The 19,324-nt window shown below is 53.7% G+C and carries 12 protein-coding genes; 6 read left to right on the forward strand and 6 right to left on the reverse strand.

Going from position 1 to position 19,324, the window contains the following annotated elements; genetic code table 11:
* Both NT140_08515 and NT140_08520 read right to left on the reverse strand, forming a co-directional pair.
* A partial coding sequence (locus tag NT140_08515; GenBank protein MCX5831913.1) for an MMPL family transporter occupies positions 1–2,324 on the reverse strand: 2,324 nt, incomplete at its 3' end.
* A gap of 50 nt (positions 2,325–2,374) precedes the next feature.
* Positions 2,375–3,430 (reverse strand): YCF48-related protein, encoded by a 1,056-nt coding sequence (locus NT140_08520; protein MCX5831914.1) that lies wholly within the window; start codon positions 3,428–3,430, stop codon positions 2,375–2,377.
* A gap of 244 nt (positions 3,431–3,674) precedes the next feature.
* Here NT140_08520 and NT140_08525 point away from each other — a divergent pair, with 244 nt between their 5' ends.
* The 5 genes from NT140_08525 to NT140_08545 all read left to right on the forward strand — a co-directional run bounded on the left by NT140_08525 (position 3,675) and on the right by NT140_08545 (position 11,133).
* On the forward strand, positions 3,675–4,313 hold the full coding sequence (locus NT140_08525) for a TetR family transcriptional regulator (protein MCX5831915.1): 639 nt from the start codon (positions 3,675–3,677) through the stop codon (positions 4,311–4,313).
* A gap of 397 nt (positions 4,314–4,710) precedes the next feature.
* Positions 4,711–5,130, forward strand: a complete 420-nt coding sequence (locus NT140_08530; protein MCX5831916.1) for a hypothetical protein — start codon at positions 4,711–4,713, stop codon at positions 5,128–5,130.
* A gap of 48 nt (positions 5,131–5,178) precedes the next feature.
* Positions 5,179–6,516 carry an efflux RND transporter periplasmic adaptor subunit gene (locus NT140_08535; protein ID MCX5831917.1) on the forward strand — a complete coding sequence of 446 codons (1,338 nt, stop codon included), beginning with the start codon at positions 5,179–5,181 and terminating at the stop codon, positions 6,514–6,516.
* A gap of 12 nt (positions 6,517–6,528) precedes the next feature.
* Complete coding sequence (locus NT140_08540; protein MCX5831918.1) at positions 6,529–9,660, forward strand: efflux RND transporter permease subunit; 3,132 nt, start codon at positions 6,529–6,531, stop codon at positions 9,658–9,660.
* A 39-nt stretch (positions 9,661–9,699) separates the two neighbouring features.
* Entirely contained in the window at positions 9,700–11,133 is a 1,434-nt protein-coding gene (locus NT140_08545) for an efflux transporter outer membrane subunit (GenBank protein ID MCX5831919.1), read from the forward strand.
* Here the strand turns inward: NT140_08545 and NT140_08550 are convergent.
* The 4 genes from NT140_08550 to NT140_08565 all read right to left on the reverse strand — a co-directional run bounded on the left by NT140_08550 (position 11,082) and on the right by NT140_08565 (position 17,230).
* Complete coding sequence (locus NT140_08550; GenBank protein ID MCX5831920.1) at positions 11,082–11,438, reverse strand: ferredoxin:thioredoxin reductase; 357 nt, start codon at positions 11,436–11,438, stop codon at positions 11,082–11,084. The two genes, NT140_08545 and NT140_08550, sit on opposite strands and share 52 nt — an antisense overlap.
* Entirely contained in the window at positions 11,435–11,686 is a 252-nt protein-coding gene (locus NT140_08555; GenBank protein MCX5831921.1) for a glutaredoxin family protein, read from the reverse strand. Before NT140_08555 ends, NT140_08550 begins: the two co-directional genes overlap by 4 nt.
* 88 nt (positions 11,687–11,774) lie before the next feature.
* Positions 11,775–14,630 carry a DEAD/DEAH box helicase family protein gene (locus NT140_08560; protein ID MCX5831922.1) on the reverse strand — a complete coding sequence of 952 codons (2,856 nt, stop codon included), beginning with the start codon at positions 14,628–14,630 and terminating at the stop codon, positions 11,775–11,777.
* Positions 14,630–17,230, reverse strand: coding sequence for a DNA methyltransferase (locus tag NT140_08565; protein MCX5831923.1), 2,601 nt, complete (start codon positions 17,228–17,230; stop codon positions 14,630–14,632). The genes NT140_08560 and NT140_08565 overlap by 1 nt, the downstream gene beginning before the upstream one ends.
* Before the next feature lie 342 nt (positions 17,231–17,572).
* Between NT140_08565 and NT140_08570 the strand changes: the two genes are divergently transcribed.
* Positions 17,573–19,255 (forward strand): DUF262 domain-containing HNH endonuclease family protein, encoded by a 1,683-nt coding sequence (locus NT140_08570; protein MCX5831924.1) that lies wholly within the window; start codon positions 17,573–17,575, stop codon positions 19,253–19,255.
* Positions 19,256–19,324 lie beyond the last annotated feature (69 nt).

Genomic DNA, 19,324 nt, shown 5'->3' on the forward strand with positions numbered 1-19,324 from the left:
AGCGGATGCAGGGTCATGGTGAGCACAATATTTGTCCCCATTATCATTGAAAGAAAGAAACCTACTTCTGCCTGAAACTTCATTTCCGAGAAGAAATACCAGGTGAGGATAGGCAGAATGATCGTTATTCCAGTATAGACAACTGCCTTACCGCAGGTGCAGATTGACTGCATAATAGTTTCGGTCCAGTTTCCCCCTTGAACGGGAAACTCCTCTTGACAGCGGCTATACAGATAAATGGCAAAGTCTACCCCGACACCGACCCCTATAGCTGCTACAGGAAGCGTATTGATGGAAAGACCGATGCCCTTCCATGCCATATACGCTGCTGCCACACTATTGGCGAGGACAAGAGGAAGCGTGAGCATCAGTCCCGCGGTAATGGATCGGTAGGATAGTGCGCAGAGAATAAAGATAGCCCCCAGGACTGTAAGGTCGATCAGCACATGGGCGCGCTTCATTTCTTCATTAAGAGCGATCTCCATTCCGATCCTTCCGCCGGCAAGCTTGAATTCTCCGTTTGGCATTTTCATTGGCTTTGTCTTGAAAAAATCATTGGCGGCATCACGTATACGGAGCAAGTTGTCTGAAGTGTGGTCCGAGAAGAAGAGCGTAATCTGTGTGCGCTCCAATTGATCATCAATAAAACGACCAAGAGTACTCCTGTTCGTGTTCTGTCGGACGTACCCCATAAGCCCGGTCAACATGGTCTCGTTCCGGGGAAGCTGATACCAGACTTCATCCCCATCATGAAAGATCACATTTACCATCTTCACAGTATCTATAATGGAGGTTGAGGAGCGGTAGATATCCGGCAACCTATTCTTCATGTGCCTGGCAAAGGCCTCAAAAGTAGTAAGCACGACCGGATCATAGACAGAACCCTTTTCCCCTTCATAAAAGAGCATCAGGTTTTCCGATGAGGCATCAAATGTTTTGTTGATAACGGTCTGATCCTTGTTGTAGGTATGGGTGTCATAGAAAATTGGCGAACCAGGAGTCGGATCTCCTATCTTAAGTCCCTCCATCTGCCACATGCAAAGGATTGTTAATGCAATAATAAAAAACCCAACCACATATCTGCCCCGGGGGGAGATGGAGAATCCAGCGATCCGCATCATGATCTTTGCCTTCCAGTCAACCCGGGATTTCCCCTTATCCCACTCATCGCTTGCTACCTTGATGGGGATTAGGCTGCAGACCACGGGAACCATGAAACCCGTGAGAATAATACTCATCATCCAGAAAGTCATAATGATAGCGAGATGCTGCATGAGGACGATCTTGGCAAGAATGAGGATGGCAAAACCGGCCGCATCGGTTGTTACTGCCGCAAAATTCGGCGCGAGCATAGTCCGCATGGTCTCATAACAAGCGCGGAACCTATCGCCGCCACTGGCGTTTAATTCCTCAAAATATCTATAAGCTATCTGGTGGGAGTTGCCGATCATCCGGGAGCCAACAAGGAAGGCCAGTACGTAGAGCATGGGGTTGAAATTTATCCCTGTGAAGCCTATAAACCCCAGGCCCCAGATGGTAAGAACTGCGGCGTTAACAAGGGGCGAGATCATACCGGGGATATTTCTAAAAACCAACCACAAAACAACCGCAATCCCAATGATGCTTATCGCAAACACTTGGTACATCTGCGATCTCGCTTCATAGATCCAACCCATAAGCATTGGATATCCGGTTATATGGATTGATATATTTTCGTCAGAATAATCCTTTCTCAATTTTTGCATCAGTTGAAACGCTCTCTCGTAAGAGATGTTTTCCTTAAATTCCGTTAAGATTATGGCGCCGGTTCCATCTCTCGACACCAGGGAACCATTATAGGCGGGATTAGAAAAAATGTTCGTCTTGAGTACCTCTGTTTCTGAAGGAGTCTTCGGGATATCAGGCCACATGAGTGGCGCTATTACAATTTCTCCCTTGCCTTTTGCGGTGACAATCTTGGTAGCAGGACTGGCGATGGACACCGTGAGGACTCGATAAACCTCATCCCACATTGCAACTTCCTCGGTCATCTTTTTTATTTTGCCCAGGTTAGTTTCATTAAAGATATCGCCGCTATTTGTCTTAATTGCAACAACGACTCCTGAACCGCCACTTCCGAAAACCCGGGCAAAACTGGCGTGGAGCTTGAGATATGGGTGGTCATAGGGTAGCATGTCCTGCAGCACGACTTCCCCTTTAACCTTGAACGCGCCATATAAAAAGACCCCGGTTATGGCAAGGATAACCAATAAAACCGCCAATCTATGGCGAGACAGAAACCAGGATATTTTGTCCAGCCCTTTGCGATTGTTGCTACTCTCCATGCTTACCCCTCTCCCACTGCGTTGACGATGTGGATTGAGACACCATCAGCTTAATAATTACTTCTTTGCCACAATGCCGACGCTTTACCGCCGTCGTGGCGGTAGATGGCCCCCTCTCCGCCCACCGCCGTAAAGCCTGAAGCACCTCGGCTGGTAAGTCCATAGAGCCATCCATAGGTAAAAGCTGGCTTAAATTCAGGTTTATTCCAGGTAGCGCCCCCGTCAACAGACCAGACAAATGCGCGTTTCCCCCCGATCGCAATAGTGCCGGTCTTATTTGTCGCTATGCAGAAAAGAGAGTTTTTGGGCACCGGTACCTTTACATCTTTCCAATTCTTGCCTCCGTCAACAGTCTTGGCCACGCGGCCGTCTATGCCCACCGCCCAGGCTATCTGCGGAGTAACCGCAGTAATACGGAACAGTTGATCCTCCCCTTCCACCATGCCGGTCCTTTCGGAAATAGTGAAAGAACCTGCCTCTTTAACCCAGGTTTTTCCTCCGTCTTTGGTGTGGTAAATGAGACCGTATTCACCCGCTGCCCAGCCGTTTAGAGGATCGCAGAATGAAACTGATTTGAGGATATAATCATCTTTTTTGAACTGGATATTCCAATGCTTGCCGCCATCCTCGGTGCTCAAGATATGGGTACGTTCGGTGACAATCCAACCTTTGCTCGGTGTAACGAACTGTACCGCCATCAGAAAGAAAGGCACGGGACTTATTTGTGCATTCCAGGTCTTCCCGCCATCGGCGGTGTGGATGATCGTACCCTCGTCCCCGATGGCCCACCCATGTTGCAGATCAACAAAGGATATGGAGGTGAGCGTGTAGTCCGTTCCCGTTTCCTGGCGACTCCAGGTCTTCCCGCTGTCGTCAGTGCGGAGAACAGTACCCCATCGGCCACAGGCCCAGCCGTTATTTTCTGTGGGAAAGGTGACGGAGAAAAGGTCATCACGCGATATTTGCGGTCCTTTTTTATCCGGTGAAGCCAACGCGCCCCAAACGAAAGAAAAGAGGAGCAGAAGGATGCCAAAAACGCTTACCACTTTTCTGGTCTTTGGCGTAAGAAGCGTAAGAACAAATTTTCCGGGAGCTACCAATTTCATATTGTCCCCCCATGGGTAGGTTTTTCACATTGTTTATTGCGCTATATCAATCGTTCGATCTAATGTCAAGAAAAAATGTATCAATCGTTCGATTTATTTTTTAATACGGATTTTTCTATAGGACGGAGCATAAGTAATTAGAGTTACGGCGAATTACAATTGTGGTGCATTGGCTATAAAAGATTTTCTAAACTCGGCGGACTTTTATCTTTACAATATATCGAACGTATGATATACAACCCACATGAAAGCAAAGAAATTACCGAATCAGGAAGCGGACACCGCTCAAAAGCTTATAGAGGTCGCGATCGAGCTTTTTTCAACCGCAGGCTTTGCAGGGACATCAATACGGGATATCGCAAAAGCGACTGGAATGAGCATTTCCAATATCTACTATTATTTCGGCAATAAAGATGGCTTGTTGTTGGCTATTCTGGAGCATTCGTCTAGGCATCTCGTTGATTCGCTCAGTAATGTTGCCGAGCTTGAGATGGAGCCGTTAGAGCGGTTTAAGCTGCTGGTAAGGACGCACCTTCAGCTCGTTAAATTACACAAGAGGGAATCGAAAATATTTTTTCTTGACGAAGACCACCTCACACCCGAGGGGTTTAAGATTAACAAAAAGTTCCAACTCGATATCCTGAACATTTACCGGCATGAAATAGAAATATTGAAGGAACAAGGGTACATTAACTATCAGCACCTTACCGTATTGGCCTTCAACATCCTGGGGGTAGTTAACTGGCATCTGCGCTGGTACCGTCCATCAGGTCCGTTATCATTAGATGAGTTAACCGAAGAGATCATGATCTTCATTCTCAAGGGCGTCCTCAACGGCCCTGCTTCAGTTGCGGGGCCAATTTCAACCATTGACGGGGAGTAACCATTCCTGGCAATCGCGCATTTCATTTTTCAACACCCTTCCTTGTTGGCACAATCTATATGGGCGCACCTGTAGTTAGCCAGGCCCCAATCCGGAAATAGTAAGCAGCTTGTCCACCGTTACGAATTGTATTCATTGATCTTCCGTGATACAGCCCAATGTAGGCTTGAGGTGAAAGTCCGTCATAGCGCATTCAACAGATTATAAAATCAAAAGTATGCATGAACCGGATAAACCATAAAACCCAAGGAATGATCTTTCATCGGTAAATATTTCTTGACAAGAGCCCCGCCTTGCATCAATATGAACGGCAATTCATATATTGAATCAATATTCACAAAATGAACAGAACATTAAAATAGCCAAATATTCCAGGATAAACTCTATGGAAGCAGGGATGACAAGATGTACCGATCGCTTGCAGTTCTGCCTGATAATGGTGATGATTTTGGCCATGCCTTTCTGCCCGGCCGATCTGGTTTTTAATGTTTCCTATCTGCCAATTCGGAACATGCATGCCGGCGTCACCTACCGCCTCCTGACGCCATTTAAACTCCATGCTTCCTTCGACTGGCGAAGTGAACGATATTTCCGTGTCGATCGTATTGACGAGGCGAAGCGATTGTTTTACAATGAAAAAAAGTTGACCGTCGGCGGTCAGTGGCAGGTGGGCCAGGGCGTTACTTTCGATTTTTCCGGCGGCTATACCTTTGATCGTATGTACTTTGAAGGAGAGGGCTACAGCGATCGTGACTTCAACCGGATCGCCATTGCCAACGGCCCCTTTATCGCCGTCCGGGCGGGGCTGAATTTCTGATGCATCGACTTCAGGCAAATAAAATGAACGTTCGTTATGAGGTGTCTTATGTGGATTTTTGACAGAGCTAAACGAATCACCGTGGTGGGGATTCTTGCAGGGTTTTTCATTCTGGGAGGCTGCGAACAACAGACCAAAACTGGTCCCCACACACAGGGCGGCCCTGCGGAAGTCGCCGTCGTGACCGTAAAACCGCAGCGGTTGGTTATCACGACCGAATTGGCCGGCCGGACGTCCGCCTATTTGGTTGCTGAAGTCCGTCCTCAGGTGGGTGGCATCATCCAGAAGCGCCGGTTTGTTGAAGGCTCCGATGTCAAGGCTGGCCAAGTGCTCTTTCAGATTGATGCGTCTCCCTTTCAGGCGGCGCTTGACAATGCCACGGCGAATCGCACCGCCATGCAGAAGAACGCCGCCCGCGCTCAGGCTGCTCTGCAGGCAAGCATCGCCGGCGTCACCCGGCAGCAGGCAACTATGCATTTCGCCCGGACGAACCGCGAGCGCTTCGAGGAACTGTCCAAAGACGGTGCTGTCTCCGCCAGCCAGCGCGACCAGGCCGTGGCCGAGGCCGACGTGGCTGAGGCTACTATCCGGGCGGTGGAGGCACAGGTGGAAAACGACCGTGCGGCGGTCGCGGCGGCCGAGGCGGCCATTGATCAGGCCGAAGCCGCCTTGAAGACGGCCCGCATCAATTTGGCATATACCTCCGTCACGGCACCCATCTCTGGTCGTATCGGAAGATCAAGCGTAACGGAGGGCGCCCTGGTCGCGGCATATCAGCCCGTGGCTCTGGCTACCATTCAACAAATGGATCCCATGTACGTGGATGTGCCACAATCCACGACGGCACTGCTGAGATTGCGGCGGCGCCTCGAGGAAGGCCAGCTTTATCACAACGGGCAACTCCGGGATAAGGTCCATCTGTTCTTCGAAGACAACGCCAAATATCCCTGGGAAGGGGCGCTTCAATTCCGCGACGTCACGGTAGATCCCACAACCGGATCAGTCATTCTGCGGATTGTCTTTCCCAATCCAAAAGGCGTTCTGCTGCCGGGCATGTTCGTCCGGGCGGTGGTGGAAGAGGGCATTAATCGGCACGCAATATTAATTCCTCAACAGGCCGTTTCACGCAACCCGCAAGGCAATCCCATGGCACTGATCGTGGATTCCGCAGCGAAGGTCCAACAGAGGATACTTATGCTCGATCGCGCCATCGGCGATGCATGGCTTGTTGCAGCGGGCCTGGCGCCCGGCGAGCAGGTGATTGTCGAGGGCATGCAAAAGGTCAAACCCGGCGTTTCCGTAAAGGCTGTCCCCTTTGCAAACGGTAGTGGAGAAGCGAATCGGGAAGGTAAGAAAACGATCCCGCTATCGGCAAAATCGAACTGACGGAGGCGCGCGATGTTATCGAGATTTTTTCTAAAACGGCCGGTCTTTGCCTGGGTTATCGCCATTATTCTGATGGTGGCGGGCTGCCTGGCCATCTACAACCTGCCTATATCGCAGTATCCGCCCATCGCTCCGCCTTCCATCGCCCTTACCGCTTTTTATCCGGGCGCGTCGGCTGAGACCGTGGAAAACAGTGTGACGCAGATCATCGAGCAGAAGATGACGGGTTTCGACAAGATGCTGTATCTTTCTGCCAGCAGTGATTCGGCCGGCGCTTCCCGCGTTGAGCTTACCTTTGCTCCGGGAACCGATCCGGACGTGGCCTGGGCCCAGGTGCAGAACAAGCTCCAACTCGCCATGGCGAGCCTGCCCCAGGTAGTGCAGCGCCAGGGCGTCATGGTGAGCAAGTCCACCCGGAACTATCTGTTGATGGTAGGTCTGCGCTCGGAAGACGGGAGCATGGACGGAAAAGACCTGCAAGACTATGCTCAATCCAACCTGGAGAAGGTGCTCTCAAGAGTGCCGGGGGTGGGCGAGGTACAGATCTTCGGCAGTCAGTATGCCATGCGGGTCTGGCTGGACCCAGACAGGCTTACGGGTTACCAGATGACGGTTCAAGATGTCATCACGGCACTCCAATCCTACAACGTGGAAGTGTCCGCCGGCCAGTTCGGCGGGGCGCCCGCGGTGAAGGGCCAGCGCCTGAATGCCGCCATCGTTGTTCAAAGCATGCTCAAAACGCCCGAGGAGTTTGCCGCAATTCCCCTGCGAACTAACCAGGATGGATCCATTGTGCGGGTTAAAGATGTGGGACGGACTGAGCTCGGGACCGAAGCCTACGATGCCCAAATCTACTTCAATGGAAAGCCGTCAGCCGGCCTGGCCATTCGTCAGTCGGCCGGCGCCAATGCCCTGGATACAGCCAACGCCATCAAGGCCAAATTGGCGGAGATGAGCCATTTTTTCCCCCCCGGTATGAAAGTCGTTTACCCCTTCGACACCACCCCGTTCGTCAGGGTGGCTATCATTGAGGTGGTCAAGACCCTTTTCGAAGCGATCCTGCTGGTTTTTCTCGTGATGTATCTCTTCATGGGTAACATGCGAGCGACCTTAATTCCGACTATTGCCGTGCCGGTCGTCATCCTGGGGACATTCGCGGTGCTGGGGCTCTGCGGATTCTCTATCAATATGCTCACCATGTTTGCTATCGTGCTGGCCATCGGGCTCCTGGTAGACGACGCCATCGTGGTGGTTGAGAACGTGGAACGAATCATGAGCGAGGAAGGCCTTTCACCCCGAGAGGCTACGCGCAAGTCCATGGACCAGATAACCAGCGCCCTGATCGGCATCGGGCTTGTGCTCTCTGCGGTCTTCGGCCCGATGGCGTTTTTCGCCGGTTCCACGGGGGTCATCTACCGTCAGTTCTCGATAACCATCATCGCCTCCATGTTGCTATCAGTGGTAGTCGCTCTGGTCCTGACGCCTGTGCTGTGCGCCTCACTTCTCAAGCCGGTGCCCAAAGGACATGAACCGGCAGAGTCGGGAGTCTGGTTTTTGCGACCGTTTTTCCGCTGGTTTGACCGTATCTTTTTTCGAGCCAGAGATCAGTATCTGCGACTGGTGAGGCAGTCCCTTACCAAAGAGATTCGTTACTTGGTCATATTTCTTCTGATCGTAGCGTCACTGTGGTTTTTGTTTCAGCGGATGCCCACGGCCTATCTCCCGGATGAAGACCAGGGGATACTGATGGTGCAGGCGATGCTTCCGGCAAACTCGACCCTGGAGCAGACCGACAGGGTTATGGAAGGCGTCAGAAACTATTTTTCGGAACAGGAGAAAGAAGGAGTGGAATCCGTTATGACGATTGCCGGCTCGAACTTCTCCGGCCGGGGCCAGAATGTGGGGATGGCCTTCGTCAAACTGAAGGATTGGAAACTTCGCAACCGGCCGGAGTTGAAGATCGGCGCTGTGGCGGGCAGAGCCATGGCGAAATTTTCCAAGATCAAAAACGCCATGGTGTTTGCTTTTGCGCCGCCTGCGGTTATCGAGCTGGGCATGGCCAAGGGCTTTGACTTCCAGTTACTGGACCGAGGCGGTCTGGGCCACGCGGCGCTGATGACGGCCCGCAACCAGCTCCTCGGCCTGGCTGCCAAGAACCCGGTCTTGACCAAGGTCAGGCCCAACGGCCTGGAAGATGTCCCTGAGTACCGGATTGACGTTGACTGGGAGAAAGCCGGCGCCTTGGGAGTGCCCATCGCCTCAATTCACAATACTATCTCGGCGGCCTTCGGCAGCGCCTATGTTAACGACTTCATTCAAGGCGGTCGCGTGAAGCGGGTGTACATTCAAGCCGACGCCCCTTATCGCATGTTGCCACAGGATATGGAAAGACTTCATGTGCGCAACAATGCAGGCAAGATGGTTCCCTTTTCTTCCTTTGCGTCCGGACACTGGACTTCCGGCTCTCCGAAGCTGGAACGCTTCAACGGCTTTCCTTCCCTGAACATCCAGGGCGAGGCGGCACCCGGGAGGAGCTCCGGTGAGGCGATGCTGGCCATGGAAGGGTTTGTCAGGCAACTGCCGCAGGGAATCGGCTTTGACTGGACCGGGCTTTCCTATCAGGAGCGGCAGGCCAGTTCTCATGCGGCTCCCCTTTACGCCTTTTCCATTCTGGTGATTTTTCTTTGCCTGGCGGCCCTGTATGAGAGCTGGCCCATCCCCGTTTCAATCCTGCTGGCCCTGCCCCTGGGGGTGATCGGCGGCGTGATCGGTTCGACAATTCAGGGATTGCCTAATGACGTGTATTTTCAGATCGGACTTTTGACGACCCTCGGCCTGACCACCAAGAACGCCATCCTGATTGTCCAATTCGCCAAGTCCCGAGTGGGAGAAGGGATGGGGCTGAGCGAGGCAACCCTGGAAGCGGCAAAACTGAGGCTGCGTCCCATCATCATGACCTCGCTGGCGTTCGGCTTCGGCGTTATGCCGCTGGCCTTTGCGACCGGGGCGGGCGCAGGCGCGCAAAGGGCCATCGGCACCGCGGTGCTGGGCGGAGTGGTTACCTCCACCTTCCTGGTCACCCTATTTGCACCGCTCTTCTTTGTGCTGATCGAAAAGCTCTTCGGCAAAAAAATCGGAACGTAACCACGACAGATGATGTAACTCAATCAGAGGATCGATGATATGAATAGCAAATTGTTTTTTCTCCCCCTATGGGTGATCGTAGCTTTTCTGGGGGGGTGCACCCTGACCCCGGAATACACTCGGCCTGTCTCTCCTGTTCCTGTCGCCTGGCCGACCGGCACCGCCTACCAAGCAGCAAATCTTGCAAACGGCGCAACGACAGTTTCAGAGTTGAAGTGGAAGGAATTTTTCACCGACGAGAAGCTCCGTCAAGTCATCGCAATGGCCTTGAACAACAATCGTGATCTGCGCCTTGCCGCCTTGAATGTGGAACGGGCACGTGCCCTGTACGGCATCCAGCGCGCCGGACTTCTGCCCACGGTCAACACAGTCGGAACCATCAGTAAACAGCGTGTGCCGGGTGATCTTTCGAGCTCCGGCAACGCGACGAACCTTGAACAATACAATGTCAATCTCGGTATCAGCTCCTGGGAAATAGATTTTTTCGGCCGCATCCGCAGCTTGAAAGATAACGCACTGGAACAATACCTTGCCATGGATCAAACCCGCCGCAGTGCGCAGATTCTGCTGTTGTCTGCCATTGCCAACTCCTACCTTGCCCTTGCGGCGGACCGGGAAAGTCTCGCATTGGTGACCTCTACTCTTGTGGCGCAGGAGGCCTCCTGCAAATTAGTCCGGAAGCGTTATGATGTGGGGCTTGCCTCCGAAATAGACCTGAATCGGGCGCAGAGCCAAGTGGAAACAGCCAGAGGAGACATCGCCCGCTATACGCAACTGGCCGCGCAAGATGAAAATGCCTTGAGTCTGCTGGTTGGTTCGCCGGTGCCACAGGCGCTTATGCCGCCGGAACTGGGCAGCGTCAGCCCTCCGAAGGAGATTTCTCCAGGCCTTTCCTCCGAATTGCTCCTGCAACGACCCGACGTACTGGCTGCGGAACATGGGCTTAAGGCGGCCAACGCTAATATCGGTGCCGCCCGGGCGGCTTTTTTCCCCCGCATCTCCTTGACGACCTCTATCGGGACCGCGAGCGCCGATCTCTCCGGACTCTTTAAATCCGGTCAGGGCACCTGGAGTTTCGCACCGCAGATCACGATACCGATTTTCGATGCCCGCACCTGGTCGGCCTACGACGTCACCATGATAGAACGGGAAATGTCCGTGTCCCAGTATGAGAAAGCCATCCAGGTCGCCTTCCGGGAAGTGGCCGATGCCCTCGCCGTGCAGGGCACAGTAAATCAGCAGCTAACGGCGCAGCAATCACTGGTCAATGCGGTGGCAAAAACCTACCGTCTTTCCAATCTACGGTATAATAAGGGAATTGACAGCTACCTTGACGTCCTCGATGCGCAACGCTCACTCTACGCGGCGCAACAGGGCCTCATCATGCTTCGCCTCTCCCGGCTGACGAATCTGGTAACTCTCTATAAGGTGCTGGGGTGGGGTGAGGAAGGCGGCCGCCGCTCGGGAACATAGACATGGGGCGCCTTGCCTTCGTTCCATTCCTTAGATACATAGAGGTTGCAGTAACAACTGCCGTACTCCTCAACATCCTGCTGCCGGTAGAGGCACGGACAAAAGATATCCCTGTCCTGTCCCCTGTCTCCGGAAGCGAGACGGCAGGGGCAGGCCATGTATCCATAGCGGGCCTTGTTGACGAGCAGATCACCGATAATGCTCAACGTCCACTCACGGTCCCCGTTGAGGAAATATCCCTGCGGCTCCTGGATCTTTTTTAGCAGATCGTAATACCTTTCGGCTTCCGTCACAATGGCCGTCATAATCCCAGCGCCTTTCTGATCTCGGCCTCCTTGAATCCCACGATTACCTGGTCGCCGATGATCATCGTGGGAAAGGAGCATTGCGGATTCAGTTTCCTGACCACCTCCAAAACAGCCGCCCTTTCCTGCCCCGATAACAGGTCAACATCGGTTGCTTCATACCTGACCGTGCAATCATCAAGTAACTTCTTGGTTGCCTTGCAGTGGCTGCAAGTGCTCAGTGAATATAATTTTACTTTCGGCTCCATCTTATTCCTCCTTAAAACTGATTACTTTATACCTTTTTTCCCCCGCCAGTATTGATACTCATGGGGTCATCCTTCTTTGCTACACTAATTATTTTTTTAGTCCGTCCCCAGTGTCGTGAGCTGGCAGCAGAATGTCTTTGATTTGCCCGGGCTGATACGCTGTTGCCCACCGCCAGCGCCCGAAACCGCCCTGCGTATTGACGGCCTGCACCCATTCGTCGAGATATCGCCGCTTTACCCGGTCTTGCTCCGTATCCTGTCCCTTTGTTTCGAGAATCAAGGTGTCACCCGACACCAGGCGAACCAGAAAGTCCGGCCGATATTTGCGCACCACGCCACGATAGACATAAAGCACCTCAAACCCCAGATGGTCATTTTTAACCCATGCCTCTACTGCGTCGCTTTCGTCCAGCGCAAAGGCGTCGGAGGCTTCCCACGTGCTGTCAAAGACGCAGACATTGATGTGCGACTTCTTGGTGCGTTCGCACGGCTTGCCGGTGTACCAGGTGCGCATTTCTCCTGTGGCGCGAATGGGATGATCTCTATCGAAAATCGGCTCCAGCCGCTCCGTATTTTCATAGCGCACGAATTCCCAGATGTGCTGCACGACACGGGACATATTGAGCGTAATGATCAGGCGGCGGCGCAATTCGTCCTGGTAGAACAAGGGCGGATCGATCTTAATCTTGTCGCTGCCGATAAACTTCCCCACCAACAGCACCAATTGAGCCAGCAGGAGTTCCTTGTTGCCCGGCCAGTCTCGCTTCATCTGGTCGAAAACGTCGCGCGCCGTCTCGAAGATGATCCGCTGCGTCCGAAACTCACGCGCCAGCCGTTCCAGTTCAATGCGGTTGATATTGGTTACGTCCGGCTTGCCCTCCAGGATGGGCGCCAGCTCCGCCACCTGAGCGGTTTGAGCGGCATCCAGCGTCAAGGACGGCATCTTTGAAAAATCCAGTGAAAGCGTCGGATGGAAAACGTGATCAATGCGCACCACGTTCGGCCAGCGGATTTCATACTGCCTCCTGGCCGGGTCGGGTTCAACCGCCGTCTTCGGCGCGGGTGGCGGCGGCGGGCCATCCTGTCCGCCCTCGTGGGGTAGAAAGGTGAACGGAACGCCGAAGATGTTGACATACTCCGGCTCGAATAGCTCTATTGCTTGACCTGTGTATGGATCAACGGTCTTTTTCACTTCATAGGAGGTGCGCCGCAGACCTCGCCCGACCACCTGCTCACACAGCAACTGGCTGCTGAAGGCGCGCAGCCCCATGATGTGCGTCACGGTCTTGGCGTCCCAACCTTCGCTCAGCATCCCCACCGAAATCACGCTCCGGATTTTCTCGCCCGGCTGCCCCACCCGCCCTACCGTGTCCACTGTCCGTCGCAAAAACTCCGCCTGCTCGGCCTTGGTCAGTTTACGCTCCAGTATATCCTCGTCTGCGACGGCATCATCCGCATCCGTCACCGTCTCGACGAGTTCCTCCTTGGCTTCCGCTTGGGCAAGCACCTTGGAATCAATATGCAGGATGCGCTCGGAATCGCACAGTTCGTCAATGTGAATGCGCCGGGAATCAAAGGCGTGTTTGACCCGCGCAGCCGTCTCGGTGCGGTTGCAGACCGTGATCATCACCGGCGGTGTCCGCAAGCCTGCTGCCGCCCATGCCTTGTACGCTTCGCGCCAGTCGTAGCCCAGCAGATAATAGGCATTCAGCACCAGGTCGGGCAGCGGTTCCTCCGGATTTGCCGGGCGATTCAGGTCGTCCTTTACGTCCTGGTCGTTGTAAATGTGATACAGGCGTGATTTGTAGGTTTTGGCGTCCGGTACGGCATCGTCGCGCACCACCACACGCGGTGTCTTCACCAATCCGGATTCAATGGCATCGTTCAGGCCAAAGTCGCTCACGACCCAACCGAACAGCGCTTCCTCGGAACTCTTCTTTCCCGATGGGGTGAGCGGGGTGGCGGAAAAGTCGTAGCACTGGAGGATTCCCCGCGTGCGATGAATGCGGTCCAGACCGCCGATCCACACCGTCGCTTCCTGGGCGCTGTCCTTCAGGTCGCGGGCGCGCAGATACTTCCCTTCCGCATCCAGGTTCACACGCCAGGCATGATGCGCTTCGTCGTTGATCACCAGCAGGTTGCGCGCATTGGCCATTTCCTGCAAGACTTCACGGGTGTAGGCCTGGTCGCTCTTGACGCCGCGCTTGTCCACGCTGCGGCGTTTCTTGAGCTGCACCTCGCTTTCCCAACTCAAGGCATGCCAGTTGCGGATCAATACCTTACCCTGGCGCAGCTTGTCCAGCATACCCGCCGGCACAATGCGGAACTCCTCGTAGTAGTTCCCCGCCGCCGCGGGCGCCAGCACCGCCAGACGGTTCTTTACCGTCAGTCCGGGAGCGATGACCAAAATGTTCCTGGAAAAGCGGGCATCCTGCGGATAGGCCACCTTGTTCAGGATATGCCAGGCAATCACCATCGTCATGACAATGGTCTTGCCTGATCCGGTGGCCATCTTGCAGCACTGGCGGACGAACGCGCCGCCATCGCCGGGGATCTCTATCCCCACCCGCTCGGCGGCAGGGGCCTCGGTCAGCCAGATGAGGGCTTCCACCGCTTCCAATTGGCAGAAGAAGAATCGTCGCGATTCGAATTCCTCGGGATCGCACCAGTGTTCCAACAGGCGCTTGGTGATGCTGGAAACGCCCGGCCAGCCCGCCTCGCGCCACGCCTTGACGCGGGGGCGAATCTGATTGACCAGCGGAATTTCAACGAAAATGCCCGGATCGTCAAAGGCCCTGGAGTTCTCGGAGGCCACCACATACCCGGCCGGCCGGCGGCCATCCGCAAGCGAGAAGAGCCGCGTCTCGCGCTCGTAGCGCCAGTGACGCGCCGGCTCCTCGTAGGGCGAGTTGATGATCAGGCGGTCGATGGTGCTCTGGGCCATCACGCCACCTCCATCACTTTCAGGCTCTCGATCCCCCGGTCGTCCACGATCTTGACGGCGATACGCTGATGCTTGCCTGGTTCAAAGGGCAGCGACACCGTGCCGCGATAGGCTTCGATCAGTTCTTCGTCAATCTCTGCTTTCAGGTTGCGGGCCAGTTTCGCCCAGCCTTCGCTATCTCCTGCCATCGGGAAAAAGACCTGGCGCGGGAACAGGCTGCGTCCGTCGTAGTCGGTGTCCAACAGCCAGACGGCGATACGGTCGCTGCCGCCGGACTCGATGCCGCCGGTCTTGGTGTTGTAATAGTCGAACCCCTGGACGCTGACGCGCCATTTCCCCATGTCCTCGCCGGCGGTTATCTTCTCCAGCCGCACATCGGGCTGACCGATGAGCCAGAAGGATTCGTTGCTGGCGCGCTTTTTCTTGAGGTCGTCGGTCAAAAGATCGGCGTTCATCTGGACCTTGAGGAACTGCATCCCCGCGAGTTCCGGCTTCATCTCGTCAATATCCTTGGCCGCTTCCGGATCGAACTGGAAGGCCGCAAAGACCAGCAGTTTGGGCCGCGGCACCAGTGTGCGGGCTTCTTCCCAGGCGTGCTCCACTTGCCGCTGTTCTAATGGCGCATGCTCCGGGCCGAAAGAAACAACGATGCGCTGGGGGCTGTAAGCCGTGCCATCTTCTCGCACGCGGTCGGCTCCCTCGGCGCTGGGCCTGGTCTCGCCGTCGGCGTGCAGCCAGCGGCAGCCGGGCAGCGGCTCGATACGGGCAAAGCGGAAGTGCTGACCGGCCTTGCCCCGGATGCCAGCGCGTAAGAGTTCATCCCGCCATTCGCTCTGGCGCAGGGTTTCGCCGGAACGGGCGATGGAGGCGTCTGCTGACGGCGGGGCATCGCCGATAATCTCCTCCACCGACTTTACTGTGGGGGCGGGCACCGCCTCGACGGTGAAGGGGCCGCTGACGCGGTTGCGCTTGCGGTCCACCAGCGGCTGATCGTAGAGCGTTTCCGTGGCGGGCGGCTCGTTGTTGGCAACGGACTTGAGGGTGACGTGCGGCACGGTCTTGTAGACAAAACCGCTACCCACGCCTTCCTGCGGGTGGGCCAGCTCGTAATAATCAAAGACGGCGGTCATCAACCGCTGTTTAGCCAGGGTGAGCGCCACGCGCGAGGTGTCGCAGGTAATCCACCTGCGTCCCCACTGCTCGGAAACAAAGGACGTAGTGCCCGAGCCACAGGTGATGTCCATCACCAGGTCGCCGGGGTCGGTCGTCATCAGGATACAGCGTTGGATGACCTTAGTGGCAGTTTGAACTATATACAACTTTGCTGCCACGAATGTGCTGACTACCGTGTCAGACCAGAAATTGTTGAGCGCAACGACTGGAAAATCATCTGCATATCGTTTGTAGCAAAGAGTGGAGCCCACAATCAAAAGTCTATTTAGGTTTGCTAATCTGTCTAGTCCCTCAATAGTAGTCTTCCAGTTTTTGTCGTGTCCTGTGTCAAAGGTCTTTCCCTGAAATTTATATGGCACCGATGTGTTTGTTCTAAATCCCTGTGAAAACAAACTAGACGACATGAAGCGCCGCCCTTCAGGTATTGGCTCTATTCCTATCAGTTCTCCTCTGGTTAACTTTCTCGATGTTTTATCTGCAAGTTCAATCCAAGTATACGCGCTTTGCATGGTGCTTTCGGTACGTTCTGAATAAAGTTGATGATACTTTAGATGATTAGCATCATAGCAATACCACAGAAGATAATCGCTTATGGTGGCAAGATATTTATCTGTCTGACCACTTGTCTTTACAAATGGGATTAGTGATACAAAATTCCCTGCCCCAAACACCTCATCCATTAACTCCCGCACATGATGGATGTTTTCATCGCTGATCTGCACAAAGACGCTGCCGGATTCGGTCAGCAGTTCGCGCTCCAGCAGCAGGCGGTCGCGCAGGTAGGTGAGGTAGGAGTGGATGCCCAGCTCCCAGGTGTCGCGGAAGGCGCGGATCTGCTCCGGCTCGGCAGTCAGGTCCTCGTCCTTGCCGTCCTTGACTTCGCGCTTATTGACGAAGGGCTGAAAGTTGGAGCCGTACTTGATGCCGTAAGGCGGGTCGATGAAGCTCATCTGGACCGTGCCCGCCATGCCTTCCTTTTCCAGCAAGGAGTTCATCACCAGCAGGCTGTCGCCGGCAATGAAACGGTTGCTCCAACCGTGGGCGTGCTTGTAAAACTCGATGGCCTCGCGGAGGGGCGGGTTTTCTTCAACTGTCTGGAAGAGGGAAAGTTGTGTGATCGCGGCGGGGTCAGGGGCGCGGCGCACCGCCTCGATGATGGTGCGCGGGTCAATCCGCTCATGGACGTGCAGCGAAACCGTGGGCACGTCAAATGAGGTATGCTCAGCCTTCCCCGCCCACTGCAACTGCGGGTCCAGGTGCGGGTCGTAGGCGTAGGACTTTTTCTTCTCACCCGATTCCGGGTCGGTCTCAGGCGTCACCAGCCCCACGGGCGGATTGTTGACCCGCTGCTTATCCTTGTGCTCGTAAGTTTCGATCGGGCGTTTCCCGTCGCCTGCCTGCGTGCTTGCCGTCTTCTTACGTGCCATGAATGCTCCTATTTTCGTCGTGCTGATGGGGTCAGGTGTGGAATGCCGAAAAGCTGAGTGAGTAAACTACAGTAGACCTGGATTGTCAAAGATTTTTTCGAATTTAAAAGATAAAAGAAAATGGTTGTGAAAAAATTGTCAAGAGATTAGTATTATTTCAGAATACTTAGAAAAGGATAGGGGAAGCCGGAAGTCCGCAAGTGCCAAGATAACAGATAAATGGCCATTGCATAGAGCCCTGAAGATTCCCGTGGGGCGCGGAGTTATCCGGGAACTTTAAAATAACTTGTTCGGCAACACAGGGCGAGAATGAAATAGCCCAATTAAAGGAGAATTTCCTTCATGAGTACACCATCGCGCATTGAAATAGAGATGCAGGGCTTAGGGCGAATTCTGCTCAATCGTAATGTCAGCGTTCCAGTTTACCAAAGGTCATACGCGTGGGAAGATGAGCATGTTCGGGACTTACTCAATGATATCACTGAAGCGATAAGCGGCAGCGAGAATGAGTATTTCCTCGGATCTATTGTTACAACCAATAACAAATCTCCAAGAGCGGAAGTGGTTGACGGGCAACAGCGCCTTGCCACAGCAACGATTCTCCTTGCCGCGATCCGTGATCACTTCTACATAACCAAGGACTATGAGCGGGCCAATACGATTTCTTCCGACCTATTGAGCAAGAAAGACCTCAAGACCCTGACACTGATTCCGAAGCTAAAACTGAACGATGCAGATCATGATTTCTTTGCAAGTCGAATCCTTTTGCCACCAACTGACCCAGGTAGAGGCATTGTGGCCACTAAGCCATCACATCATCGGATAGCACGTGCTGCATATCTTGCCGAAGGGCACATTGCGCGTATGGCCAAAGCAAAGGACGCAACAGAGCTCCTGACGGATCTCGTGGGCTATCTTACGGACTCTGTTAAGGTGATATGGGTTCAAGTGCCAGACGATGCGAACGCGTTTATGGTATTCGAAACGCTCAACGATCGAGGGTTGACCTTAGCTATTACAGATCTTCTGAAAAACCACCTCTTTGGTTTGTCAGGGAACAGACTTGGAGAGGTGCAACGTGCATGGGTAAGTATGACAAGCACCTTGGAGGCCGTGGACGAAGATGAGGTCGCGTTGACATTTATTCGACATTACGTCTCATCTTCGTATGGATTTGTCCGTGAAAAAGAACTGTACGCTGAAATTAAGCGTCGTGTAGACACCCAGCCCAAAGCCGTGGCGTTTGCATCAGCACTGGAGAAGAATGCTCACAAATATGCTGCAATTGTTAATACTGCCGATGCACTATGGGTCAAGTATGGTGATACATGCAGAAAGCACATGGAAACACTCAGAGCCCTCCGCATGATACAGATTCGTCCATTGATTTTGTCAGTGCTCGATACTTTAAAGGACTCTGAGGTAAAAGCAACACTTCGGAATATGGTGTCGTGGTCTGTTCGGTTTCTTGTGCATGGTGGCCTTGGTGGCGGTACGCTGGAGACACATTACTGCCAAGCCGCTAAAGAAATTCGTGCTGGGACACTTACAACAGCAAGCCAGTTGTTCAATAAGCTCAAGTCGGTTATACCCAACGACGTTCAGTTTCGCGATGCTTTCGTAACTGCCGCTGTATCAAAAACATATCTGGCGCGGTATTATTTGCGCGCCTTGGAGCAGCATCGGCGAGGAGACAGTGACCCAGAACTGGTTCCTAATGACAATGCTGATGTGATCAACCTAGAACACGTGCTTCCTCAAACACCTTCCACAGCTTGGAAACACATTCCGCTTGAAGAACAAGTAGTTTTGGTGAAACGGCTCGGGAACCTTGCTTTAATGAAGACAAAAATCAACACAAAGGTGGGCAATGACGGATATCCATTCAAGAAGCAATACTACAGAGGCTCACAATATGCACTCACCTCAAGCATTGCTACGGAGTCGACATGGGATCGAGCTGCCATTGATCGAAGGCAGAACATCATGGCCGATCTCGCAGTTAAAACATGGCCAGTCAAGTGAGAAATGAGCCAATAAATCCACCGGACCCTCGTTCCTCGGGCCGGTGATCTTTTCGTTGTGTGCAGAGGG

It is taken from the genome of Deltaproteobacteria bacterium (assembly GCA_026388415.1).
Lineage (GTDB): Bacteria > Desulfobacterota > Syntrophia > Syntrophales > JACQWR01 > JAPLJV01.

What these genes read in the sequence shown, in the direction of transcription:
- NT140_08520 (MCX5831914.1), bottom strand. Translation starts at nt 3,430, where the DNA reads ATGAAATTGGTAGCTCCCGGAAAATTTGTTCTTACGCTTCTTACGCCA.
- NT140_08525 (MCX5831915.1), top strand. Translation starts at nt 3,675, where the DNA reads ATGAAAGCAAAGAAATTACCGAATCAGGAAGCGGACACCGCTCAAAAG.
- NT140_08530 (MCX5831916.1), top strand. Translation starts at nt 4,711, where the DNA reads ATGACAAGATGTACCGATCGCTTGCAGTTCTGCCTGATAATGGTGATG.
- NT140_08535 (MCX5831917.1), top strand. Translation starts at nt 5,179, where the DNA reads ATGTGGATTTTTGACAGAGCTAAACGAATCACCGTGGTGGGGATTCTT.
- NT140_08540 (MCX5831918.1), top strand. Translation starts at nt 6,529, where the DNA reads ATGTTATCGAGATTTTTTCTAAAACGGCCGGTCTTTGCCTGGGTTATC.
- NT140_08545 (MCX5831919.1), top strand. Translation starts at nt 9,700, where the DNA reads ATGAATAGCAAATTGTTTTTTCTCCCCCTATGGGTGATCGTAGCTTTT.
- NT140_08550 (MCX5831920.1), bottom strand. Translation starts at nt 11,438, where the DNA reads ATGACGGCCATTGTGACGGAAGCCGAAAGGTATTACGATCTGCTAAAA.
- NT140_08555 (MCX5831921.1), bottom strand. Translation starts at nt 11,686, where the DNA reads ATGGAGCCGAAAGTAAAATTATATTCACTGAGCACTTGCAGCCACTGC.
- NT140_08560 (MCX5831922.1), bottom strand. Translation starts at nt 14,630, where the DNA reads ATGGCCCAGAGCACCATCGACCGCCTGATCATCAACTCGCCCTACGAG.
- NT140_08565 (MCX5831923.1), bottom strand. Translation starts at nt 17,230, where the DNA reads ATGGCACGTAAGAAGACGGCAAGCACGCAGGCAGGCGACGGGAAACGC.
- NT140_08570 (MCX5831924.1), top strand. Translation starts at nt 17,573, where the DNA reads ATGAGTACACCATCGCGCATTGAAATAGAGATGCAGGGCTTAGGGCGA.